The organism is Cytobacillus sp. FSL K6-0129, from assembly GCF_038007625.1.
Taxonomy (GTDB): Bacteria; Bacillota; Bacilli; order Bacillales; family Cytobacillaceae; genus Cytobacillus; species Cytobacillus kochii.
In genome coordinates this window covers 2462209-2485894 of sequence record NZ_JBBOXM010000001.1, presented here as the reverse complement: position 1 = coordinate 2485894, position 23686 = coordinate 2462209, and the positions used below count along the sequence as shown (strand labels likewise).

Below are 23686 nucleotides of genomic sequence, written 5' to 3'. Positions count from 1 at the left end.
CATATTTTGCAATTTTACTGAACAAAATAAAATCGGTTGCACATTACTAAACAAAATGACCCAGTTTGTATATTGAGACACTAAAAATGATGAGATTTAATAGAAACTGAACAAAGGAAAGGGAGGAAAGAACAATGACATTTCCAGTATTAGAAGGTAAAGTCGCTATCATTACAGGCGCAGCAATGGGTATGGGGGAAGCGACGGCTAAACTTTTTGCAGAGGCAAAAGCGAAAGTAGTCGTAGCTGATTTTAATGAGGAAAAAGGCCAAGCAGTAGTAGAAGAAATCAAAGCTAGTGGCGGAGAGGCCGCTTTTGTAAAAGTAGATATCTCGAAATCAAAGGAAGTACAAAACATGGTGCAATTTGCTGTAGACACATATGGTAAATTAGATGTAGCTGTAAATAATGCTGCGCTAACACCAGATGATAAATTAGCCGCTGAGTTCGATGAAGATTATTGGCACCGTTTAATGTCTGTAGACTTAACAGGTACGGCTCTTTGTATGAAATATGAGCTCCAACAATTAGAAAAACAAGGAAACGGTGGTTCGATTGTTAATATCTCATCTGTAAGCGGCTTCCGTCCACAACCGCAAAATATTGCTTATGTAGCAGCCAAGCACGGAGTAGTTGGAATGACTAAAGTAGCTGCAATGGAATATGGTCCAAAAAATATACGTGTGAATTCAGTAGCTCCTGGTGCAATTGATACACCAATGCTTAGAGGTGCGCTTGATCAGTTTGGATTTACGGAAGAAGAATATGCTCCACAACTAAGCTTGTTGAATCGCTTTGGTCAACCAAGAGAGATTGCTCAAGCAAGTCTATGGTTAGCATCAGATGCATCATCTTATATTACAGGTACCACTATTCATGCGGACGCTGGATATACATCTAGATAAGGTACAATTATTAGAGCTCTTTTTAAAAGGGGCTCTATTTTTTTACTCCTCATAACGATTCATCCCTCACCCATATCGCCTTTGTATAGGCAACCCTCATTCCTGCTCGCTCCATATTCCTCTGACTACCTGAACCATAGGAGGCCTGCCCAACTATCCATTTGCAGCCGATTTCCTGCGCATGTTGAAATCTTTGTTGAATAAGTGCAGACTGCACACCTTTTTGACGAAAAGTAGGTAAGGTAGAGGCAGCGGCGAGGTTCCCCCCTTTTTCATTACAAAAAAGTACGCCGACACCAGCCGGTTCATGATCCACTAACGCTAAGTAAAAAGTCCATTCTGGTAACGAATAAAGGACAGCATTGTTTTGTGCTACGCCTTCAAGTAAGAAAGAAGGCATTTGAAAGCCTTGTGTGTATATGTCAGCAAAAGTTTGGAATTCATCTTGATGTAAGGCGCGAATTTCTATTGCGTTATTAACAGGTTTTATGGTATCTGGTAACTGCTTATATAAAGTGGTATGAAAGTCTATCTGATAAAAACCACGTTTATGCAATGCCTTTAATAATGATTGGGAATGATGACTCGGTGCAATTTCGAAGCGAGCAGGAATATGTTTTTCATCATAAAAATCAATTATTTCATCAAGCAATAACTCGTCTTCTCCACAAAGCCCTTTGATCACATTAAAAGCTGGCCCCGGAATACTTTTAACAGTGTAAGCCATCGTTTGTCCGAATGATTGAATGGATACGCCCATTGGATTATTTTGTAGGTTTCCAATAGCAAGAAGGCGTGAAGTTAGTGTATCCATTTCGATTTGTTCCCATAATTTTTCATTCATACATTTCACATCCTTGTTCAACTTTTTTTCGACACCCTTCTGGATATTTCCTCTTTGAGAAGTTTTTTTCTATCTTATGTCAGCATTGATTTCACCTGTCATCTAATTTTTATAAATGAAATACCTACCTACGGACATAAAAAATGTTTTATAAGAAAAACGGTTTGAACAACTAGAAAAAATTGTTTATTAATAGTGATTTATCCCTCCGAAATTGTTGTTTTAAGTCAAATCTGGTTGTCATCTATCGGTAAAAAAAGTTTATTTCCATGTGATGGCTATGAAATATTTATATATTAATATATTAATCGTGCCAATTTGACAATGAAAAAAAAGGAAAAGAGGAGGCGGGCATATGTGGATTATTGTTGTTTGCTGTCTCATTTTATTAACGGCAGGAATTATGGAGAAGAGAAAACATCGTAAGAGGCTAGATGCGTTAAAGATACGAGTAAATATTAATGGAATCCGCGGGAAATCAACAGTCACAAGGCTTATTACCGGGATATTATTCGAAGCTGGTTATAAGACAGTAGGAAAAACAACCGGAACGGATGCGAGGATGATTTATTGGAATGATCCAGAAGAGAAACCAATCGTAAGAAAGCCTCAAGGGCCTAACATTGGTGAACAGAAGGAAGTGATTAAAGAGACGGTTGAGCGTGGGGCGGAAGCATTGGTCAGTGAATGTATGGCGGTTAACCCCGATTACCAAATCACTTTCCAAGAAGAATTACTACAAGCGAACATCGGCGTTATCGTTAATGTATTAGAGGATCATATGGATGTCATGGGACCAACATTAGATGAAGTTGCGGAGGCTTTTACAGCGACTATCCCACATAATGGTTATCTAATTATTACCGATGATGCATATCGTGATTATTATGAAAAAGTAGCTGCGGAACGTAACACGACCGTGATTGTTGCAGATAATAGTAAGATTTCAGAAACATTTCTAAAACAGTTCGATTACATGGTTTTCCCTGATAATGCCTCTTTAGCACTGGCTGTAGCAGAAGCGATTGGTATTGATGAAAAAACGGCAAGACAAGGGATGCTCAATGCGCCACCAGATCCAGGAGCGATGAGAATTTCGCCAATTGGACATTCGAAAGAACCATCCTATTTTGTTAATGGTTTTGCGGCAAATGATGCGTCTTCAACTTTGAATATTTGGAAGCGCGTAGAAGAAGTTGGATATCCGACAAAGGAACCCATTGTTATCATGAATTGCCGTGCAGACCGCGTTGATCGTACGGAACAATTTGCAAGAGATGTTTTACCATTTATCCCAATGAAAACACTTGTTGTGATTGGGGAATCGGCGGAACCGATTGTGAAAGCATACGAACTAGGACTTATACCTGCCCATTCATTAGAAAACTTAGAAGGGTCGGATACGGGAGAAATTCTCGAGCATTTAAAAGGAGAAATGAAAGGTTCTACCATTTATGGAGTCGGCAATATACATGGTGCTGCAGAACCGTTAATAGAAGAAATTCAACATTTGAAAATAAAACAATTAGTCAGTTAAGGAGCGTTTTCCATGTTTGGTGATGATTTATACATATCTCTTATTCTAGGCGTCCTACTCAGTCTCTTATTTGCTGAGAAATTTGGGATTATGCCTGCTGGGTTAGTCGTGCCAGGTTATCTGGCTCTTGTATTAGACCAGCCAATCTTTGTTTTAATTATTTTGCTCGTCAGTTTATTAACTTATGTGATTGTAAAATACGGTGTATCAAAGGTCGTTATTTTATACGGACGTCGCAAGTTTGCTGCGATGCTGATTACCGGGATATGTCTCAAATTGATATTAGATTATTTTTACCCGATATTACCGTTTGAGATTAATGAATTTAGAGGGCTGGGGGTTATTGTACCAGGATTGATTGCAAATACGATTCAAAAACAAGGAGTTACCATTACATTAGGTAGCACACTGCTTTTATCCGCTGCCACATTTGGCATTATGTACGTGTATTACCTATTTTAAAGGAGAGAGAAGACCACAATGGAACATAAAAAGAAACCTAGGAAGCTTAATTTTCATGAACAACTTCTTCGTTTCTTAAAGAAGCAGAAAAGGCGTATTCCTGTGCATATCATGATTCTTTTTCCGGTGTTAATAGTCGCATTTGCTATTATCTATAGTTTTGATATTCGTACGGATGCAGATGCTGAGCCAGAAGAGAATGCGCAAGTAACGGGCGTGGCTGTTGGAGATGTGATGGTAGGGAGACATGTGGAAGAAGTAACAAACCGTTATGGCTATGACTATTTATTCCGTTATGTAGAGCCTTTGTTTAATCAAGCGGATTATGCGACAGGGAATTTTGAAAATGTAGCAAGCGACAGAGAGCTCGAACCGATGGAAAACAAAGAGATTACATTGCAAGCCAATCGTGAATCGGTTGCGGCGATGAAGGATGCTGGATTTAAAACGATGGCCATGGCGAATAACCATATGATGGATTACGGAGAACAGGGAATGATTGATACCCTTGATACCTTTCATGAACAAGGAATCGATGCCGTTGGCGCTGGGACAAATAGTACCGATGCTAGTAATCGTATTTCTTATCAGGAAATCAATGGATTAACGATTGCCACACTTAGTTTTTCCGACATAAGTTCTGAAGAAACGAAGGCAGGAGAAAAACAAGCCGGCATATTAGATTTTGATCCAGCCACTTTTATCCCATTAACCGCAGAGGCAAAGAAAAAAGCAGATTACGTGATTGTCCATGCCCATTGGGGACGTGAATATAATAGTCGAGCGAGTGATCGACAAAAAGAGTTGGGAAGAGCGTTAGCAGATGCTGGAGCCGATTTAGTTATTGGACACCACCCCCATGTATTAGAGTCGATTGAGGTCTATGATGACACAGTTATTTTTTATAGCTTGGGTAACTTTATTTTCGACCAAGGCTGGTCAAGAACGAGAGAAACAGCACTCGTACAATTTCATCTCATGCCTACAGGGGAAACGAATTTCGAAATTACCCCTATGAAAATACGAGAAGCTACACCGGCCCCTCTATCAAACTGGGACAAGCTCTCACAGCAGTCAATTATCCGACAATTAACGAGAGACTTGGATGTGGATCACGCGACAGTTGATGATAAATTAACGTTTACGGTTAAACAAAGGGAGGGAGAAGAATGAAGAAGTTCTTCACACGTTTATTGCCTTATTTATTTGTAGCCAGTTTATTCCTTTTTATCGTTGGCTTCAGTCAAACAGATACGCTAACAGAAAAAGAGGAACAAGAAATACAAATCGAGTTATTGAAGGTGAAGGTGCAAGAAAACCAAGATTAAAGAAGGAGGAACAATGAAGAAAAAACTTATACTGCTAGGATTGCTGGTCGTTATTCTCATTGTGATTGTTCTTCTGCGGGTATTTGATGGAAAGGGTGAAGAAGAGGTGAGCCTCCCGATGATAGGAACAGAGAGCGGTGAATACGGGGTAAGTGCAAGCCACCCGTTAGCTGTAAAGGTAGGAATGGAAGTATTAAACGAAGGGGGTAATGCAGTTGATGCAGCTGTTGCTGTGTCTTATGCATTAGCCGTTGTCGAACCATATGGCTCAGGCCTTGGCGGTGGCGGGGAGACACTTGTATATCAAGAAGGCGCAAAGCCATTCGTTCAGCAATATAGAGAAATGGCTCCGCTCTCTTCGGAGGAAGTAGAATCAGATTCAGGCATTCCTGGATTTGTAAAGGGAATGGAAGATATTCATGAGGCTGAAGGAAGTATGTCGTTTAAGAAGATTATGGATAAAGTGATCCCACTAGCTGCAGACGGCTTCGAGGTAGATGAGGATTTATCGTATCGCTTTAAGGTAGCGCTAAAAAATCGGATAGACGAGGATGAAAATTCACCTTTTATTATTGATGGGGAGCCGATAGAACCAGGTGATCGTCTCGTACAACCAGCTCTTGCTCAGACGCTTAAAAACATCCGTGATGGCGGTGCGGCAGCATTTTACCGAGGTGAGATGGCAGAATCATTCGCTGAGCAACATGAATCGTTTGACCGCAGTGATTTTAGTAAGTATACTTCACAAAAAATGAAAGCAGTGCAGGGAGAGTTTATGGGATACGATGTTTTTTCATCTGCCCCACCATACTCAGGGCTGACCGTCATTCAATCATTACAGATGGCAGAGAAAGTATTAGAAGAACAAAAATGGGAAGATGAACCTTCATTTGTCGCCTCTTTCGGAGAAATTAGTAAAATTGCCTACGAGCAGAGATTATCGCAAATAGGGGATATGGATTATACCAATCTTGATTTGGAAAAATCAATGAGTAAAGAGTTTACTGATGAGTTGGTGGAGGAGCGTAAGGACATTTTCAAAAGTGCCCGATTAAATGATTCAGAGGCAGAACGTAAAGATTATGGGCATACCACTCATTTTGTTGTCGTAGATGATAGCGGGATGATGGTATCCACAACGAATTCATTAGGGAACTTCTTTGGAACAGGAGAGTATATGAAGGAAGGATTCTTCCTGAATAACGCACTCACCAATTACAGTGAAAATGAAAAAAGTCCGAATGTGTTTGAACCAGGTAAACGGCCAAGAAGCTTTATCTCGCCAACGATTCTAGCAAATGATAAAGAAGTTATCGGCATAGGCTCACCTGGAGGAAGAAGAATTCCTGCAGTGGTCACCGAATCCATTCTCTATCATCTTGTGTATGGTTATAGTTTACAACAAGCTGTGGAGCGACCACGCTTTTATTTAGAAGACGATAAAATTGAGATTGAACCAGGCTTCAAACGGGAAACCTATAACGAACTACAAAGTAAAGGCTATAAAGTGAAAATCAATGACAACGCCACTTACTTCGGCAGTGTCAATGCCTTATCCCTACAACTAAATGACCGTACATTAGACGGAGCTGCAGATCCCCGTAGAATAGGAGAATGGAAGAAAGCTGAATAAATGAAAAAGGCATTCAATCAAACGTTTGATTGAATGCTTTTTTTTTTGGGAATTTAATCTGTGGTTAAGCAAAAGGTACCTCATATACTTTCTTTAGAATACCGCCATATTAATCATTTGAATATAGATGGAAAAACTTGTTGTCATAATGGGTGGTTAAATATTTTTACATTTTGTCTAATGATATCATTCTATTAATAATAGATAATTATGAAATATCTGAATTATCATTTATGGAAAGGAGAAAAAATGAAAAAGCGCAAATTTATTTCTTTGTATGTGGTTGTTACCATGATTCCGTTTTTATTACTTATTTTTCCGCTATTTGAATTAGTGAACCGTCCAACACCTATTATTTTGGGGCTACCCTTTTCATTTTTTTGGGTGATTTTGTGGATATTCATTACATTTGTTGCATTAATTGTACTTTATTTAATTGATCCGGATAAAAATGAAGAGGGGGATTTTTAATGCCTCACTGGCAAATTGCATTGGTCATAATGATTGTATATTTAGTTGTATGCTTACTAGTTGGTATTTTTGCGGGTAGAGGGAGGGATAGTAGTTCGTTAGATGAATTTGCGGTTGCAGGAAGAGGGCTGGGTTTACTTGTCATGTGGTTCCTTATGGGAGGTGCGGTTTTTAGTGCTTTTTCATTTTTAGGCGCTCCAGGCTGGGCATATTCGCGTGGTGCCCCTGCTTTATATATTATTACATATACCGCATTTGCTATACTACCGTGGTATATTATTGGGCCTAAAATTGGGAAGATAGGTAAAAAGAATAATTTATATACTGTATCAGCCTTTTTGAAAGGGAGATTTAATAGTCCATGGCTGGCTATTGTAGTAGGTATGATTGCATTACTTGCTTCCATTCAATATTTGGCTACTCAGATGTCAGGTATGGCAATTATTTTCAATATTATGACAGAAGGGCGTATGCCTATCTGGTTAGGTGCGCTAATTTCTTACGGAATAGTGGTTGTATATGTGGCTACTGGTGGGCTTCGAGCAGCAGCATGGTCTGATGTTTTTCAAGGATTATTGATGATTATTGTTTCTTGGGTTGTAGGCCTCTCTATTGTTTATCAATTACATGGTGGTACATCTGATATGTTCACAACAATCGCCCGCGAAACACCTGAATTTCTTCAAATTGGAAAAGACGGTTCCACTATGAGTCCTATGGCTTTTACTACGATAATTCTTGTCTCTGTTATAGGTTTTCTCATGTGGCCACATCTTTTTTCTAAATCATATGCATCAAATGCCAAAATAATAAAAAAAACAGTACTTGCATATCCAATTTTTGCCCTATTCCTCGTCCCTCTCCTTTTAGTTGGTTATGCAGCTGTAGGGGTGGTCGATTCAGGGGAGTTGAGTAGCCCTGATCAGGTGCTGCCGTATTTAATTACGACAGTAATGAACCTTCCAGGATGGGTTTATGGGTTAGTAGGAGCGGGTGCTTTAGCAGCAGCGATGTCTTCAGCAGATGCCATCACTCATAGTGCTTCTTTGGAAGTGACTGATGGTGTTGTTAAGAATGTAAAAAAGAACTTAACAGATAAGCAAACACTATTAATTATGCGGCTTGGTGTATTTGTTATTGGTGGACTAGCTTACTATATTACTGTTTTTGGTGGACAAGGTTTAGTAGCTCTCCTTTTAGGAGCATATGGTGCTATTGTACAATTCGCTCCAGGTGTTTATAGTGCTTTATATTGGAGAAGAGCGACATCAAAAGGAGTATTAAGTGGGTTAATTATTGGCACTATTTTAAATTTCTATTATCAGCTTGTTGCTGATTCAGTTCCGTTTGATATCCATGCTGGTATTATTGGCTTACTAGCTAATGTATTTGTGATGATTACAGTTAGTTTGCTAACTAAACCTCAAGAAGCTGAACAAGTAAGTAAATATGTAGATGTAGCTTAAAGAAAGGAAGGTAAATATGATAGCAGATATCGTAATGACAAATGGTGAAGTACTGACAATGGATGAGAACAATAGAATTGATGAAGCGGTAGCGATTAAAAGTAATAAAATAATTGCAGTTGGCAAGAATTCTGAAATGAGTTCTTTCATATCTGATCAAACGAAATTAATAAACCTTGAAGGAAGAACACTTTTGCCAGGGTTTATTGATGCTCATCTTCATCTAACAATCTACGGGACGAATTTGCTTAGTGTTAGTTGTAAAGCTTCTCATATAAAATCCCTAAATGATATATTTAAAGATTTGAAAAAGAAATGTCAAGAGACTCCAAAAGGTGAGTGGGTACGTGCATGGGGGTTTAAGGAAGACGCTTTATTAGAGAAGCGTTTTCCAACAAAGCAAGAATTAGATCAAATATCGACTGAACATCCTATTGTTATTATTAGAACCTGTAATCATACTTCAATTGCAAATAGTAAAGCTTTAGAGATTGCAGGGATTAATGAACATACAAAGAACCCTGATGGAGGAATCCTAGAAAGAGATTGTTTAGGATTGTTGACAGGTAAGTTAATTGAAAATGCCCATATGCAATTATTTGAACATGCAGCGTACTCTAGTGAAGAACTAAAAGAAGGAATGGCTTTGGCATCTGATGATTTTGTTAAATATGGCATAACAAGTGTACATGATGCTGGAGCTTATGGAGATGGCGGCGAAACGATGCGAATGATGCAGGAAGCCGTCAATGAAAATAAGGTAAAGGTTAGGGTTTATGCCATAGTAGGGTCATTAACAAATTCACATGATTTCGTGAGGAATATGATTAATGAAGGTAAGTTTAGTGGTCAAGGGGATCATCGATTTAGAATCGGACCTGCAAAGCTGTTTACTGACGGTAGCAGTACTGGTCCAACTATTGCCACAAGAGAAGGTTACACGCATAACCCTAAAGATTTCGGTGTGATATATTATGAGCAAGAGGAGTTAAACCGTATATTAGGTGAAGCACATGATAACGGTTTTCAAATAACTGCTCATGCTCAAGGTGATAAAGCAATTGAGATGGTATTAAATTGTATTGAAGAGGCACTAAAAAAGAATCCGCGAGAGAATCATCGCCATCGAATTGAACATGCGGGTATTGCTGCACCTGATTTACAGGAACGAATAAAGAATCTAGGAGTTATTCCTATCCCTAACCCAGGATTTATTTACGTGAACGGTGATCATTACAAGGAATATTATGGAGATCGTGTAAATGTCATGTATCCTGCCAAAGACTATTTGGATAAAGGTATTATTATAGCTTTTGGTTCTGACGCTCCAGTCATTGATTTGGATCCATTACTGGGAATTCATTCAGCAGTTAATCGAAAATCTAGCAGTGGTAATCCTATCGGTGATGAGCAGTCTATAGGAGTATTGGATGCAATTAGAGCTTATACATGGAACGGTGCTTATGCTAGTTTTGAAGAAAATATAAAAGGAAGTATAGAGACTGGAAAATTGGCTGACCTAACGATTCTAAATGAAAGTATACTAAACAAACCTATTAATCAAATCAAAGATATGTTTGTTGAAAAAACGATGATAAATGGTGAGTTTGTTTATTCTTGCCCGCAAAAGGTGCTTTAGGAAAAAATTAGAAGAATAGTAAAAATATCTTTAATGCGATAAAAGCCAGAAGTGTATTTAAAATACATTTTGGGCTTTTTTTATTATGTGAAACTTATTATATTGAATATTTTTTAAATGATATCGCCAATAGCGAGTCGTGTGGGGAAAGCACATTATATTTCCAATAACAAACGAACCTCTTTCGTTTTTAGTTTAATTGTAAACCCTCTATTAACTATTATGAAAATTTTCTAACAAATGTAAATGTCTATTAAATGGTTTGTAAATAATCGGTAAATCCATCATTTTCCGGCGATTGTCATGATACACTCTAGGCAAATAAAGCGTTAAATACAGCCGATGAATTTGGAGGATGCTAATGGCTCATTTCATGTTTATTCGAGGCAACCGCAATAAGAGGCTTTTTCATGATATTGGGGCTGAGTTGGAGCGAAAAGGTCATCAAGTTCATTTAATACAGCTTGAATTAAATGAGTTACTAATGAAAACGACCATTCCAACCGTTTTTTTACCTAATCATGTGGCGAAAGAGGAATACCCGATTAGTGACAAGGAGTTAATGGATCTACAGATATATAATATTACTTTTACAAAAAGGGTACTGCAAAAGGAAATCCCGCTAAGTGAGCTTAGGATGTATAAGCGGTACATGGCAGCACTAGATCACCTGCTTGATAAGTACAACATAGAAGTAATTTGCTTGTTTAATGGCTATCACTGGATTGACCAAATATGCCGTTATTTAGCAAAGAAGAAGGGTTTGCGGACGTATTTCTTTGAAGATGGGCTGTTCAGGCCGTATACGATTACGTGTGATCCGAATGGGATTAATGCCTGTTCGAGCGTCCCGAGAGACTTCTCCTTCTATCAGGATATGGAGGTCGACCGTCCGCGTCTAATGAAATTTATATTTCGCCCGGAGGAAGAATCACTTAAGCACCTAAAGAGGGAAAATCTAGTGAAGGTTGCTTCAGCAAAACTATTATCAATGGCAGGGTCACTTTTGCGTATCCACCCAAACTATTTTGCTCATATTAATTTCTGGCAAGGACTCAAATATTTCGTTCATAAGAAATGGTATAGCCGAAGAAAGGAAGATGAGGTTGACTTGCGGGGTGAATATATCTTTCTCCCGTTTCAAGTGTCTCGTGATACGCAAATTTTTTATCATTCACCACATATTCAATCAATGGAGCAATTACTAGAAATTACTTTAAAAGCGGTGGAACAATATAACCAGACGTATCACAGGCAAATCAAAGTCATTGTAAAGGAACATCCTGAAGACTTATCAAGACAAAACTATCAATCATTAAAGAACAAATATACAAATGTACAATTTGTTCAAAAATATCGGATGGACAAGCTTTTGAAGGCTAGCTTAGCTGTGGTGACGGTCAATTCAACAGTCGGAATAGAAGCGCTTGCTCATTACAAAAAGGTGATTACATTAGGAGATGCCTTATACAATATTGATCCGCTAGTGGAAAGATGTCCGCATCCAGATCTTTTATATCAAAGTTTGCAAAAGTCATTATCGACCCCTTTATCTATAGATAAAATTGAAAAATTTCTCTATTATTTACGATTTCATTACCAAACAGAAGGTGTACTCAATCGACCTAATAAACAAACAGCAAAGAATTTAGCAAATAGATTAGAAGATTATGAGAGAGGTGTATTGGATGAAAGCGATTGGAATCATTCCCGCAAGGTACGCATCGACTAGATTCCCAGGTAAACCACTTGCACTTATTGCTGGTGTACCAATGATTGAACGGGTATATCGCCAAGTGTGCCAATCGGAAGAATTAGAACGCGTCATTGTCGCTACTGATCATGAAGAAATTAAGGGAGTAGTAGAATCAATCGGGGGTGAGGCGATATTAACAAGCGCCGCCCATGAAACGGGCTCTGACCGTATGGCTGAAGTAGCATCCAATATAGAAGGTGACTTTTTCATTAATATTCAAGGAGATGAGCCCCTCATCCAGCCTACACTAATTAATGAGATGGTTCGTACCTCTCGAAAACAGCAAAATAGGGCTGTAATCACCGCTATGAAAAAAATTAATCGCCCTGAAGATATCACGGACCCAAATGTGGTAAAAGTCGTTACAAATGAGCAAAATGAGGCACTCTACTTTTCGAGAGCACCGATTCCTTTTCAAAGAGGCGAGAAAACCGATTATTTTAAACATATTGGTGTCTATGGTTATCCACGTGAAATATTAATGAGATTCGTTATGCTCCCACAAACACCGCTTGAACAAGCAGAAATGCTTGAGCAACTAAGACTGATAGAAAATAATATCCTGATTAAAATGATTGCAACAGATGACCCGTTCCACGGTGTAGACACAAAGGAAGATATTCAAAAAATAGAAGAGATTCTAGGGGGAAAACAGTATGTCTAAAACAGTCAGATTAAATGATGAAATCGTATTTGGCGGTGAGCGTCCTTTTGTATTAATTGCCGGACCATGTATGTTAGAAAGCAAAGAAGTAGTGATGGAGACAGCGGCAAGATTAAAAGAAATTACCTCTCATTTAGGCATTCCATTTATCTTCAAAGGGTCATTTGATAAAGCGAATCGATCTTCTATTTTTTCCGAAAGAGGGCCTGGACTTCAAGCGGGATTAAACATGTTAGCAAATGTGAAGGATGCCTTTCGCATTCCTGTGTTATCAGATATTCATGAGCCTAGCCAAGCGGCTTTAGCTAGTCAAGTACTGGATATTATCCAAATCCCAGCCTTTCTTTGTAGACAAACAGACTTGCTTACTGCTGCAGCGAAAACAGGAAAAGTTATCAATGTAAAAAAAGGTCAATTCCTCTCTCCTAATGACATGAACAATGTTGTGACAAAGTTAAAGGAAGCAGGCAATGAGCGAATATTACTTACAGAAAGAGGCTCAACATTTGGCTATAACAATTTAGTTGTTGATATGCGTTCATTACCAATGATGAGAGAAATGGCACCAGTTGTATTTGATGCCACACATAGTGTGCAAATCCCAGGAGGCAATGGTACAAGTACAGGAGGGAAGCGTGAATTTGTTCCTTACTTATCTCGTGCCGCAGCAGCAGTTGGTGTCGACGCTATTTTTATGGAGGTTCACCCTAACCCTGAAAAAGCGTTATCTGATGGACCGAATATGGTGAAATTAAGTGATGTAGAACAAATATTAAAACCGATTGTAGCTATGGATTGTTTATTAAAAGCGTCATCCTATGCAGGAGGGAATGAGCATGATGAATATGAAAACGAACCAGCTAGATTATACTAATCACGTAATTTCTGTCTTGGAAAAAGAAGCAACAGCTATTATGCAGTTAAAAGATCAAGTCGGTCCACATATCAATGAAGCGATTGCCATGATTCTCCAATGTGAAGGAAGAGTGGTTATTACAGGCATAGGCAAATCAGGCATAATTGCCAGAAAAATCAATGCTACTATGGCGAGTACAGGTACACCTTCTATTTTCCTTCATCCATCGGAAGGGTTGCATGGAGATTTAGGGATGGTTACGGCAAAGGATGTAGTGATAGCGATATCAAATAGTGGGGAATCGGAAGAAGTATTACAGCTCATCCCGTCCATAAAAAGAATCGGTGCAAAAATGATTAGTATTGTGAAAAACCCATTATCAACATTGGCTAGAAAGTCAGAGATCGTCCTTTGTATAGGTAATGTAGTAGAAGCCTGCCCACATGGTTTAGCTCCTACAACAAGCACGACGGTTACTTTAGCTTTAGGAGACGCCTTAGCTATTGCCTTACTAGAAGCAAGAAACTTTCAGCCAGAAGATTTTGCAGTCTTTCATCCGGCAGGCTCATTAGGTAGAAGATTATTACTTAAAACAGCTGATGTGGTCGCTAATACCCGCAAAAACCCGATTATTGCAACACATGCAACTGTTCAAGAAGCACTATTCTCTATGACTTTACAAGGAATGGGCGCGATTAGTGTAGTCACAGAGAAAAATGAATTATTCGGGATTTTAACAGATGGTGATATTCGAAGAGCATTTGCGATGACAAATACAATACTTGAAGAACAAGTCCTTCAATATTGTAATCCACAACCATATTTCCTATCAGAAAATCACCTTGCTTCTGAAGCGAAGACATTAATGGAGCAGCATAAAGTAAATGTGCTGCCGATAGTCAATGAAAAACATGAGCCCACTGGTATGATTCATATTCATGACCTTATGCATCTTGGGTTGTAGGAGGCACACTGATGAAAAATATTCGCTTAATCGTGTTAGATGTTGATGGTGTGTTAACCGATGGCAAACTCTTGTTATCAAGCAGTGGTGAAGAAGTAAAGGCATTTCATGTACATGATGGCATGGGAATTAGCCTAGCGAAGTTTGTTGGGATAGAGGTTGCGATTATTACAGGCAGACGATCTGCGGCAGTTGAGAAACGAGCAGCGGAACTGAACATCAACTATGTGCAGCAAGGTGTGAAAGATAAAGTATCCGCCCTTTTACAATTAGCGGGAGAAATAGATATTGATGTGAATCAAATGTGTTATATCGGTGATGATCTCAATGATATAGAAGCAATGAATATGGTCGGGTTAGCTGCATGTCCAGCAAACGCGATTGAGGAAGTGAAGCAAGAAGCGGAAATCGTTGCGGAACGGATGGGCGGTAATGGCGCAGTGCGGGAGATTATAGAATCCATTCTTCGTCAAAGTTTTGATTACACGGCACTTGTAAAGGATTTTCTTAACCAACAGGCGGTCAGACAGTAAGGAGTGTTTCTCTTGAATAGCTGTGCAATTTGTGAAAAACAGTTCACTCATAAGCGTGAAGTAATTTACAGTAATGATCGGTGGATGCTTGTTGCGGTTGAATCAAGAACTGCATTAGGCTATTTACACTTGGAAACGAAGAGACATATTGAACATTGGCACGATTTAAACGAGGCAGAACAGCATGATTTTTTTCATATCGTCAAAGTGGTTGAGATCGCATTGAAAGAAGTAATTGGCAGTGAACGTTTATATATGACTTCAATGAATGAGCTTGTACGGCATCTTCATTTTCATCTTATCCCACGACTAAAAGGTAGTGCTAAGCGGGGGCTGCCATTTATTTCTGAAGTCATTGAAGGAGCCCCATCCGTATCCCTAAAGGAAATGGATTGGGTCAAAGGGCTGAAAACACATTTCGTACAAGTATAAAGGAAGGAGGTATTGTACGTATGGGTTGGAAAAAAACAATAAAAAAAGGTTTAAAACAACTTTCACTGAAAAAAGGGAACGAACAAAAGCCATTTATTGAAATGGGAGAGAATTGGAGCAAAAGTGAGGCAGTGCCTGTCGCCTTTATGTTTGGCTTTAATCCTTGGAAAAGGGAACATAGCAGCAAATTTTTCTCAGAATATCGCACCGCGTTTGTTTTTGGTCAAGGGGATTTAAAAAGATTGCAACCTTTCATCAATAAGGCTTCTCAGGTAGTGTTTATCGTCTGGGGATTCAAAGAACCTGAAGGACTAACAGCTTATGCAGCTAAGAAAGGTATTAAAGTCCTTCGTGTGGAAGATGGTTTTGTCCGCTCAGTAGGCTTAGGTGCAGCCCATACGTTTCCTCTATCCATCGCTGTTGATTCGAAGACCCTTTATTTCAATGCTCGGCAGCCATCAGATTTAGAAGAATTATTAAATACTTACGAGGTATCGGCAGAAATGTTGCAGCGTGCAAGAGAATGTCGGCTACAGCTTATTCAGCAGGGCGTATCAAAATATAACCATACGGCGCAAACTGATATCAATAAGATTTATGGTGAGAAAAAGTCAAAGAGAATTTTAGTCATAGGGCAAGTAGAAGATGACGCATCGATCCAATATGGACTAGAAGCGAAAATGACCAATAATGATCTCGTTCGTGCAGCTGCAAAAGAGCATCCAGAATGTGAAATCATTTATAAGCCACATCCTGATGTTCTCGGCGGATATCGTAAAGCATTTTCTAATCCAATGGATGTGACCGATGTGGCGAAAGTTGTAACTGAACCGCTTGGTATCGTTGATGCGCTCCAGACGATTGATCATGTATACACGATGACTTCTCTCGTTGGCTTCGAGGCCCTTATTCGCGGTATACCAGTTACTTGTTACGGATCGCCATTTTATGCAGGCTGGGGCTTAACAACAGATAGGCAGCCCAACGCTAGAAGGCAAAGGAAACGTACGATTGACGAGTTATTTGCGATTAGCTATCTTGTGTATCCGCGGTATATGAACCCAGATACCGGTGAACATATTCAACTTGAAGAAGCAATGAAAATCTTAATTAGACAACGTGCAGAAAGTATGGAGCTAGAGGGTGATAAGAAAAGACAAGCACTTGCCTTTTCTGAAGCTGAACAATTATATAAACAAGCATTAAATTTAGTTTATCAACCTGGAAGAGAGCAAGTGTATATTGAACTCCTAAATGATGCGAGACAATACGAAAAATCCTTGCGGCTAATAGAAGAAAAGCAGCGACAGAACAGCTTACCTGACTCTCTATATTGTGAAAAGGGCATTGCTTATGCCGGTCTTGGGCATTATCAAGCAGCACTTTCCTCCTTATTAAAAGTAGAAAAAAAATCTAAGCGACAAATGCTTGCTTTAATCAGATTACTATGGAAAATTGAAGGCCCATCAGATAGGTTATTACAAGCAACAGAAGAGACATTAAAAATGTTGGATGTAGATTTTTCTAAAGAAGATATCATGCAGTTTGCAGCTATCCTTAATCATTGCGGTCATCCCTATAAGGCGAAACGGCTTTTACGGGAGAAGCAAATAGAACCAATAGAGGTACCTTATCTTTCTTTGGCAGTCAATTTTGATTTCGATCAACTAAACGCCTCTACTTATAGTGAAAAAGTGGTTGTCAATCAATTGATCCAATCAGAAGGTCAGTTTCAACAACTGCTGACCACTCAAAAAAAGATAGGTATTGTACTAGAAGCGACATCACAAGAGGCACTTCATCATTTCTGCCAAAAATTTGATACCCTCATCTTTGTCACAAAACCAACCTTTCCATTGGTTGATCGGAACCGTTCATTCGTTATATTTAGTGCCATTCATCCCGAATTGCATGAGCAGGTGAACTTATCACAGGTGGAATTATTATTATGTAATGAGCCGGGCCTTATTCATCGCTATCCCCATGGCTCAGATTATATGCGTACATTGATAGAACGAGGTGTGAAGCTAGAGTCTTACCCACAAGGTTTGTATCGTGAGTTAGTCAATCAACTTGGCAGAAAACCAAGCGATCGTGAATTATTACTCTTCTGGATCGTTCAACAAACAGGGGAAAAAATAGCCGAGGAACAAATCCTATACTCAGGCAACAGTGAAGACAAGGATATGCTCAATTCATACATCGTAGTAGGTGTCCTACAGTGAAAAAATGGAGAGTATTAGCAAAGAAGGGTGTTAGGAAAGTAAAAGAGCTACGAAAATATTCACAAAGTGTTCGCCAAGTGAAAAGGAATAGTGGAACAAAACCTATTGCGCTAGCATTTTACTTTTCCCATTGGAAACAAGAGTGTGTGAAGGGATTTTTTCGTGAATATGAGATTATTTTTATCCCCCATACTTTTACTACTGTTTTTTTACACAGGTTGCTCCGTGTAAACAGGGAAAAAGTGTTTTTATTATGGGGATCTAAACAACATGTACAGCTAGAAGATATAGCTGAAGTCTATCAAGTTCCCATATATCGTGTGGAGGATGGCTTTGTCCGTTCAGTTGGTTTAGGGGCGCTGCATACATTGCCATACTCCTTATGCATAGACAAGACAGGTATTTATTATGATAGTACACAACCAAGTGACTTAGAGCACTTACTGAATCATCATCATTTTGACCAAGATATCTTAGATCGGGCAGCGCGCATCATAGAAGAAATAAAAGAAAACGGCTTAAGTAAATATAACCATCTTTCAACTAAAGATGTGAATGTAGTCTACGGCAGGAAAATGAACAAGCGGATATTAGTCATTGGACAAGTAGAAGATGACGCTTCGATTTTGATGGGAGCAGCTACACGTTGGACGAACAATGACTTGGTCCGCTTAGCTCGGGAGGAAAATCCTCATGCACAAATTATATATAAGCCGCATCCTGACGTATTATCCGGTAAAAGACCGCTGCAATCCAATCCAAAAGACGTCACACATCTAGCACAGATTGTCAGCGAACCAATTAGCTTGCATGATTCACTAAAAACCGTTGACCATGTTTATACTATTACTTCTTTATCCGGTTTCGAAGCACTCATGCGAGGCATTCCCGTTACAACAGTCGGAGCCCCTTTTTACTCCAACTGGGGCTTAACAGATGATCGTCAAATGGTAGCCAGAAGAAGAAGGCAACGCACACTTGTAGAAGTATTCGCTGCCGCCTATTTACTTTATCCCAAATATATGAACCCGAATACCAAAGAACCTATCACTCTAGAAGAGACAATCCAATTAATTAATGAAGAGAGGAATGCTCCCGTTCACACTTAATGGCGCGTTCCTTCTCGCCCCATCTTCTTCCTTAAGGATCTCCGTGCCCCTTCCCGCCACTGCTTCACAGCAGAAATAGACACCCCCTCTTTAATGGCAATCTCTCGAATCGAGTGATCATACATGAGTGTATACCATACCCACTTAAACTGCTTCTCCGTCAAACATCCTCGACAAACCCGCAAAAACTCAAACTCAACAGAAGAATCATCATTCGTTTCATCACCAGCCACCAATAACCAAAACTCTTCCTCAGTCACTACCCACCGCTCTGCGTAGTTAATCGACCGCTTCAACTCATTCAACAATTTCCCCCTCACACAAGCATAAGCATAACTAATAAAAGGCTTTCCCAACCCTTCATCATATCGCTCCCAAGCCTCCCACAAAGCAATCACACCCACCTGATAATATTCCTCTTTCTCCCGATAAATCCCCAAACTCCTCATAATCTTAAAAATCATTGGCTCATACGACTTAAGCACAACCTCAAACTCCTGCACTCTCTCTCATCCTTAAAGGAAGCGCGCTTACCGGTTTTTTCCTAGGTAGGGGTAGTTTAAGTGGAAGGGGTGGGGGAAGGCAAAATAGTTATTTTCCCTTTTTTTTATGTTTTCAATGAAAAATTAGTTAATTATGGTATATATTTAATTGTTTTTTAAGAAAAAAGAGATTCTTTAATAGAAAACATAAATCTTGTTAAGGTTTAATTGATTAAAATAATTTCATTAGAAATGAAGTCCTAAAATCGTAGTGAAAATGTACCTTTAATTCCTTAAGACATTATGATACTATTATACTGTTTTTATATAATTATTGGAAATACAGAAACGATTGATAGTTTTTGTATTTCGGAATTAGATGAGGTGTTAATGATGAAAGGTATTATTTTAGCGGGTGGATCAGGTACTCGATTATACCCAATTACACAAGCTATTTCGAAACAAGCGATACCGGTATATGATAAACCAATGATTTATTATCCTTTATCTGTGTTGATGTTAGCAGGGATAAGAGAAATATTAATAATTTCTACACCAAATGATCTCCCAATATTCCAGAGATTATTAGGTGATGGTAGTAAACTAGGACTATTGATACAGTACAAGGTTCAACTAGAACCCAATGGTCTGGCTGAAGCATTTATTTTAGGTGAAGCATTTATTGGTAATGATAACGTGGCTCTGGTATTAGGTGATAATATATTCTATGGTCAAGGCTTAAGTGAATCAGTAGAAAGAGCATCAAAATTAAAAGAAGGTGCGACAGTATTTGGTTATTATGTTAAAAATCCTCAAAGATATGGTGTCGTGGAGTTTGATGAGTATGAAAGAGTAGTTTCTTTGGAGGAAAAGCCTCAATTACCAAAATCTAATTATGCTATACCAGGTCTTTACTTTTATGATAATGAAGTGGTTGAAATAGCTAAAAATATTAAACCTTCATATAGAAATGAACTAGAAATAACATCAGTGAATTTGGAATATCTTAAACAAGGCAAACTAAAGGTGGAAAAGCTAGGTAGAGGTGTTGCTTGGCTTGATACCGGAACACATAGTAGCCTTCTAAAAGCTTCAAACTATGTTGAGGCAATCCAAACAAGACAAGGTTTATTTATTGCTTGTATTGAGGAGATTTCTTATAGAAAAGGATATATTAGTGCTGAACAATTATATGAATTAGCTTTGCCGCTATCGAAAACAGAATATGGGGATTACTTGAAATTATTAGCGCAAGAGAGAATACTTCAATACAGTAAGTAATAATAGAAAATAACACATAAAGGATTGAATAATTTTATGAAGACTTATTTAATAACAGGTGGTTGTGGCTTTATAGGATCAAATTTTATCAAATATTTATTTAGTAAACAGGAAAATGTCTTTGTCATTAATGTGGATAATTTAACATATGCTGGTAACTATTCTAATTTACAGGAATTTGATAATAATAAAAACTATGTTTTTGTGCGTGCAGATATTGCGGATAAATCGGCTATTGAAGTTATTTTTGAGAAATATAATATAGACTTTCTAGTGAATTTTGCAGCAGAGTCACATGTTGATAGAAGCATTGTAGACCCTGAAACTTTTATAAAAACAAATGTCCTTGGAACAACCAATTTGTTAAACATAGCAAAAAAGAATTGGATGATAAATAATTCTGATCAATATCTTGAAGGTAAAAAATACATACAAATATCAACTGATGAAGTATACGGTTCTTTAGGAAAAGAGGGCTTATTTACAGAAAATACCCCACTTGATCCACATAGTCCCTATTCTGCAAGTAAGGCCTCAGCAGACTTAATCGTAAAATCTTTCTACGACACATTTAAAATGCCAATTAATATTACAAGGTGCTCAAATAATTATGGGCCATATCAATTTCCAGAAAAACTCATTCCATTAGTAATCAGTAACTGCCTAAATCACGAAAATATACCAATCTATGGAGATGGTATGAATATTCGAGATTGGTTATTTGTAGAAGATCACTGTAGTGCTATTGATTTGGTGATAGATAATGGTAAGTTAGGGGAAGTATATAATATTGGTGGAAATAATGAGACGACAAATATTGAAATGGTAAAGTCAATAATTAACTATATTAATAAAAATGTTGATGAGAATGTTGATGAAAATTTAATTAGATATGTGTCAGATCGTAAAGGACATGATAGAAGGTACGGTATTGATGCATCAAAAATAAAAGCAGATCTAGGATGGAGTCCTTTAACCCAATATTCAAAGGGCATTATTCAGACGATTAATTGGTATTTAGATAATACAGATTGGCTCGATGAAATTAAAAATGGAAAATATCGTAAGTTAGCGGAAAAAGAGGTTTGTTCTTAATGCTAAAAATAGTAAAACAGCTTTTAATAGGTTACTTATACCAGCTTAAATTGTCTTCAATTAAAGTAGAAAATGGTGAGTTTTTAACTTTATATTTCAAAAATTATTATCCATCAATTATAAGTAGATGGATAATAATAAAAGATCGGGATACTAATAGAGAAGTACGAAGTAGATTGGTAAATAAAAAGTGTAAAGTACCTTTATCTGAAATATATAATATCAACTCTAATGGTGTTTTTGATATTTCCATTAGAATTACTTTTTATAAGAGTAAACTTTCGAAAAAGATCACAATTTATCCTGGAGTGTCATTGATAGAGCACATCGATGAAGTAGGTGGTATTAAAGCTCGATTTATCAAAAGTAAGAATCAAAGGTTATTACTGACGTTAAAGCAGGTTGATTATGATATAAAATTATTAGATTGGAAAAATATTGGTAATAACATTTTTCTTAAAGGTAAAATTACTTCAAAAAATAGTATGTCTTATTCCAAGGCAGAGTTAATTCTAGTGAGGCGAGATAATGGAAGTGCAGTCGGTTTTACATGCGAACTAGACAAAAATAATGATGTTTTCGATGTAGTATTACTGTTAGATAAATTACAAGAGAAACTTGAAGTTAATTCCCGTTGGGATATTATTATACAACTTAGAAATAAAGAAAATAAAGTTCTTCATAGAGATTTAATTATGTTAGATAATAGTGATGGAAGGTTTGATAGAGAAGAAGACAGATACTTGTTAAATTCCTTAAAATATGAAAGTATAACCTCGCTTTATGTCACCATGGGGAAGAATAGTTTAGCACTCTGGTACACTGATGAGAAGCAGTTTTTAAGAACATATAATATTGCTAAAGGGAAGAGTATATATAATGAAGTATCTAGTAATTTTAAAATAGACGATAAGATGGTTTTTTTTGAGAGCTTTCTTGGGAAAAATTATTCGGGTAATCCTAAATATATTTATGAAGAGATGTTGAAAAATCCAAAGTTTAATAATTATACGTTTATATGGTCATATTCAGGAGATGAGCCCCAAGAAATACCAGGAAACCCAATTATAGTGAAAAGGGAAGAGATGAATTATTTTAAGTACTTGGCTAAGTCTGGTTATTGGGTGAATAATATACTTTTTCCAGTTCATCATAAAAGAGATGGGAATGTATACATTCAAACTTGGCATGGAACTCCATTGAAAAAATTGGGGTTCGATATTGATATCGATGGACCAGAAGTATTAGCCCGAGAAAATTTTTATATCGAGTCGAGAAATTGGGATTATTTAATATCATCAAATAGTTATTCTAGTAAAATATTTAAAAGAGCATTTAAATTCGATAAAGAACTACTAGAGTATGGATATCCAGCAAATGATATTTTTTATGATGAGAACAAACAAATGTTAACCAGTGAAAGTCTAAGAGGAAAATTAGGAATTCCGAATGGAAAAAAAGTCATTCTATATGCCCCAACGTGGAGAGATAATGAGGCTCTGAATTCGTGGGAACATACATTTGAATTAAAGTTCAATTTAGAAAACTTTTATCGAGAGTTGAAAGATGAATACGTAATTATTTTAAGAATGCATCATTTAATTTCTGATAACCTCCAAATTGACAGTAAATTTAATTCATTTGTGTATGATTTGTCGCAATATGACGATATACAGGAGATATACTTATTGGCTGATATCCTTGTAACTGACTACTCTTCTGTATTTTTTGATTTTGCAAACTCAAGAAAACCAATTCTTTTCTTCGCATATGATCTTGAAAATTATAAAAATAATGTTCGTGGTTTTTACCTCGATCTTTCTACAGAATTACCTGGACCAATACTAAATGATGAATCTGAGTTATTAAATGCTATTTTAAATATAAAAAATATCCAAAAAGAATATCAAAAAGAATATCAAGCTTTTTATGATCGTTTCTGTACTCTTGATCAAGGAACTGCCTCTTATGATATTGTTAATAAAGTATTTCAATGAAATATAA

General features: G+C 37.5%; 22 protein-coding genes. 20 read left to right on the top strand and 2 right to left on the bottom strand.

Annotation, left to right across the window (positions count from 1 at the left end):
* The first annotated feature begins 134 nt into the window (after positions 1–134).
* Positions 135–905, top strand: a complete 771-nt coding sequence (locus MHI57_RS12395; protein WP_095371780.1) for an SDR family NAD(P)-dependent oxidoreductase — start codon at positions 135–137, stop codon at positions 903–905.
* 49 nt (positions 906–954) lie between these two features.
* Here the strand turns inward: MHI57_RS12395 and MHI57_RS12390 are convergent, their stop codons facing one another.
* Entirely contained in the window at positions 955–1749 is a 795-nt protein-coding gene (locus MHI57_RS12390; RefSeq protein WP_340976576.1) for a GNAT family N-acetyltransferase, read from the bottom strand.
* Positions 1750–2104: 355 nt separating this feature from the next.
* Here MHI57_RS12390 and pgsB point away from each other — a divergent pair, with 355 nt between their 5' ends.
* The 16 genes from pgsB (at position 2105) to MHI57_RS12310 (ending at position 18824) form a co-directional block, all read left to right on the top strand.
* Positions 2105–3286, top strand: a complete 1182-nt coding sequence (gene pgsB / locus MHI57_RS12385) for a poly-gamma-glutamate synthase PgsB (RefSeq protein ID WP_095371782.1) — start codon at positions 2105–2107, stop codon at positions 3284–3286.
* A gap of 12 nt (positions 3287–3298) precedes the next feature.
* A complete protein-coding gene (gene pgsC, locus MHI57_RS12380) occupies positions 3299–3748 on the top strand; it encodes a poly-gamma-glutamate biosynthesis protein PgsC (protein WP_095371783.1) in 450 nt (149 codons plus the stop codon).
* Between the two features lie 18 nt (positions 3749–3766).
* A complete protein-coding gene (locus MHI57_RS12375) occupies positions 3767–4921 on the top strand; it encodes a CapA family protein (protein WP_340976573.1) in 1155 nt (384 codons plus the stop codon).
* Positions 4918–5076 (top strand): hypothetical protein, encoded by a 159-nt coding sequence (locus tag MHI57_RS12370; protein ID WP_157733881.1) that lies wholly within the window; start codon positions 4918–4920, stop codon positions 5074–5076. Before MHI57_RS12375 ends, MHI57_RS12370 begins: the two co-directional genes overlap by 4 nt.
* A 13-nt stretch (positions 5077–5089) precedes the next feature.
* Entirely contained in the window at positions 5090–6709 is a 1620-nt protein-coding gene (locus MHI57_RS12365) for a gamma-glutamyltransferase family protein (RefSeq protein ID WP_340976572.1), read from the top strand.
* Positions 6710–6958: 249 nt separating this feature from the next.
* Positions 6959–7180: a DUF3311 domain-containing protein gene (locus tag MHI57_RS12360; RefSeq protein ID WP_340976571.1), complete on the top strand. Its 222-nt coding sequence runs from the start codon at positions 6959–6961 to the stop codon at positions 7178–7180.
* Positions 7180–8646 (top strand): sodium:solute symporter family protein, encoded by a 1467-nt coding sequence (locus MHI57_RS12355; RefSeq protein ID WP_224937194.1) that lies wholly within the window; start codon positions 7180–7182, stop codon positions 8644–8646. The genes MHI57_RS12360 and MHI57_RS12355 overlap by 1 nt, the downstream gene beginning before the upstream one ends.
* A 16-nt stretch (positions 8647–8662) precedes the next feature.
* Entirely contained in the window at positions 8663–10285 is a 1623-nt protein-coding gene (locus tag MHI57_RS12350; protein WP_340976569.1) for an amidohydrolase, read from the top strand.
* Between the two features lie 361 nt (positions 10286–10646).
* Positions 10647–12017, top strand: a complete 1371-nt coding sequence (locus tag MHI57_RS12345; RefSeq protein ID WP_340976567.1) for a capsular polysaccharide export protein, LipB/KpsS family — start codon at positions 10647–10649, stop codon at positions 12015–12017.
* Positions 11974–12705: a 3-deoxy-manno-octulosonate cytidylyltransferase gene (gene kdsB / locus MHI57_RS12340; RefSeq protein ID WP_340976566.1), complete on the top strand. Its 732-nt coding sequence runs from the start codon at positions 11974–11976 to the stop codon at positions 12703–12705. Before MHI57_RS12345 ends, kdsB begins: the two co-directional genes overlap by 44 nt.
* Positions 12698–13579, top strand: coding sequence for a 3-deoxy-8-phosphooctulonate synthase (gene kdsA / locus MHI57_RS12335; protein ID WP_340976564.1), 882 nt, complete (start codon positions 12698–12700; stop codon positions 13577–13579). Before kdsB ends, kdsA begins: the two co-directional genes overlap by 8 nt.
* Positions 13542–14525: a KpsF/GutQ family sugar-phosphate isomerase gene (locus MHI57_RS12330; protein WP_340976563.1), complete on the top strand. Its 984-nt coding sequence runs from the start codon at positions 13542–13544 to the stop codon at positions 14523–14525. The genes kdsA and MHI57_RS12330 overlap by 38 nt, the downstream gene beginning before the upstream one ends.
* Before the next feature lie 11 nt (positions 14526–14536).
* Positions 14537–15058 carry a KdsC family phosphatase gene (locus tag MHI57_RS12325; RefSeq protein WP_307315913.1) on the top strand — a complete coding sequence of 174 codons (522 nt, stop codon included), beginning with the start codon at positions 14537–14539 and terminating at the stop codon, positions 15056–15058.
* 12 nt (positions 15059–15070) lie between these two features.
* Positions 15071–15490, top strand: coding sequence for an HIT family protein (locus tag MHI57_RS12320; protein ID WP_340976561.1), 420 nt, complete (start codon positions 15071–15073; stop codon positions 15488–15490).
* 20 nt (positions 15491–15510) lie between these two features.
* The gene (locus MHI57_RS12315; RefSeq protein ID WP_340976560.1) at positions 15511–17715 is read left to right on the top strand and encodes a capsular polysaccharide export protein, LipB/KpsS family; all 2205 of its coding nucleotides are present in this window, start codon (positions 15511–15513) and stop codon (positions 17713–17715) included.
* Positions 17712–18824, top strand: a complete 1113-nt coding sequence (locus MHI57_RS12310) for a capsular polysaccharide export protein, LipB/KpsS family (protein ID WP_340976559.1) — start codon at positions 17712–17714, stop codon at positions 18822–18824. The genes MHI57_RS12315 and MHI57_RS12310 overlap by 4 nt, the downstream gene beginning before the upstream one ends.
* On the opposite strand, the gene MHI57_RS12305 is transcribed toward MHI57_RS12310, so the two are convergent.
* On the bottom strand, positions 18821–19327 hold the full coding sequence (locus MHI57_RS12305) for a sigma-70 family RNA polymerase sigma factor (RefSeq protein ID WP_340976558.1): 507 nt from the start codon (positions 19325–19327) through the stop codon (positions 18821–18823). The two genes, MHI57_RS12310 and MHI57_RS12305, sit on opposite strands and share 4 nt — an antisense overlap.
* 372 nt (positions 19328–19699) lie before the next feature.
* Between MHI57_RS12305 and rfbA the strand changes: the two genes are divergently transcribed.
* From rfbA to MHI57_RS12290, 3 genes are read left to right on the top strand one after another with little or no spacing between them, the layout of a single operon-like run.
* Positions 19700–20587 (top strand): glucose-1-phosphate thymidylyltransferase RfbA, encoded by an 888-nt coding sequence (gene rfbA, locus MHI57_RS12300; protein ID WP_340976556.1) that lies wholly within the window; start codon positions 19700–19702, stop codon positions 20585–20587.
* Between the two features lie 36 nt (positions 20588–20623).
* Positions 20624–21682 carry a dTDP-glucose 4,6-dehydratase gene (gene rfbB / locus MHI57_RS12295; RefSeq protein ID WP_340976554.1) on the top strand — a complete coding sequence of 353 codons (1059 nt, stop codon included), beginning with the start codon at positions 20624–20626 and terminating at the stop codon, positions 21680–21682.
* Positions 21682–23679, top strand: a complete 1998-nt coding sequence (locus MHI57_RS12290) for a CDP-glycerol glycerophosphotransferase family protein (protein WP_340976552.1) — start codon at positions 21682–21684, stop codon at positions 23677–23679. The genes rfbB and MHI57_RS12290 overlap by 1 nt, the downstream gene beginning before the upstream one ends.
* Positions 23680–23686: the final 7 nt, after the last annotated feature.

Coding starts and splice junctions, on each gene's coding strand:
- MHI57_RS12360 (WP_340976571.1), top strand. CDS start 6,959: ATGAAAAAGCGCAAATTTATTTCTTTGTATGTGGTTGTTACCATGATT.
- MHI57_RS12325 (WP_307315913.1), top strand. CDS start 14,537: ATGAAAAATATTCGCTTAATCGTGTTAGATGTTGATGGTGTGTTAACC.
- MHI57_RS12350 (WP_340976569.1), top strand. CDS start 8,663: ATGATAGCAGATATCGTAATGACAAATGGTGAAGTACTGACAATGGAT.
- kdsA (WP_340976564.1), top strand. CDS start 12,698: ATGTCTAAAACAGTCAGATTAAATGATGAAATCGTATTTGGCGGTGAG.
- rfbB (WP_340976554.1), top strand. CDS start 20,624: ATGAAGACTTATTTAATAACAGGTGGTTGTGGCTTTATAGGATCAAAT.
- MHI57_RS12390 (WP_340976576.1), bottom strand. CDS start 1,749: ATGAATGAAAAATTATGGGAACAAATCGAAATGGATACACTAACTTCA.
- MHI57_RS12330 (WP_340976563.1), top strand. CDS start 13,542: ATGATGAATATGAAAACGAACCAGCTAGATTATACTAATCACGTAATT.
- MHI57_RS12365 (WP_340976572.1), top strand. CDS start 5,090: ATGAAGAAAAAACTTATACTGCTAGGATTGCTGGTCGTTATTCTCATT.
- kdsB (WP_340976566.1), top strand. CDS start 11,974: ATGAAAGCGATTGGAATCATTCCCGCAAGGTACGCATCGACTAGATTC.
- MHI57_RS12345 (WP_340976567.1), top strand. CDS start 10,647: ATGGCTCATTTCATGTTTATTCGAGGCAACCGCAATAAGAGGCTTTTT.
- rfbA (WP_340976556.1), top strand. CDS start 19,700: ATGAAAGGTATTATTTTAGCGGGTGGATCAGGTACTCGATTATACCCA.
- MHI57_RS12395 (WP_095371780.1), top strand. CDS start 135: ATGACATTTCCAGTATTAGAAGGTAAAGTCGCTATCATTACAGGCGCA.
- MHI57_RS12370 (WP_157733881.1), top strand. CDS start 4,918: ATGAAGAAGTTCTTCACACGTTTATTGCCTTATTTATTTGTAGCCAGT.
- MHI57_RS12315 (WP_340976560.1), top strand. CDS start 15,511: ATGGGTTGGAAAAAAACAATAAAAAAAGGTTTAAAACAACTTTCACTG.
- MHI57_RS12290 (WP_340976552.1), top strand. CDS start 21,682: ATGCTAAAAATAGTAAAACAGCTTTTAATAGGTTACTTATACCAGCTT.
- MHI57_RS12355 (WP_224937194.1), top strand. CDS start 7,180: ATGCCTCACTGGCAAATTGCATTGGTCATAATGATTGTATATTTAGTT.
- pgsB (WP_095371782.1), top strand. CDS start 2,105: ATGTGGATTATTGTTGTTTGCTGTCTCATTTTATTAACGGCAGGAATT.
- pgsC (WP_095371783.1), top strand. CDS start 3,299: ATGTTTGGTGATGATTTATACATATCTCTTATTCTAGGCGTCCTACTC.
- MHI57_RS12375 (WP_340976573.1), top strand. CDS start 3,767: ATGGAACATAAAAAGAAACCTAGGAAGCTTAATTTTCATGAACAACTT.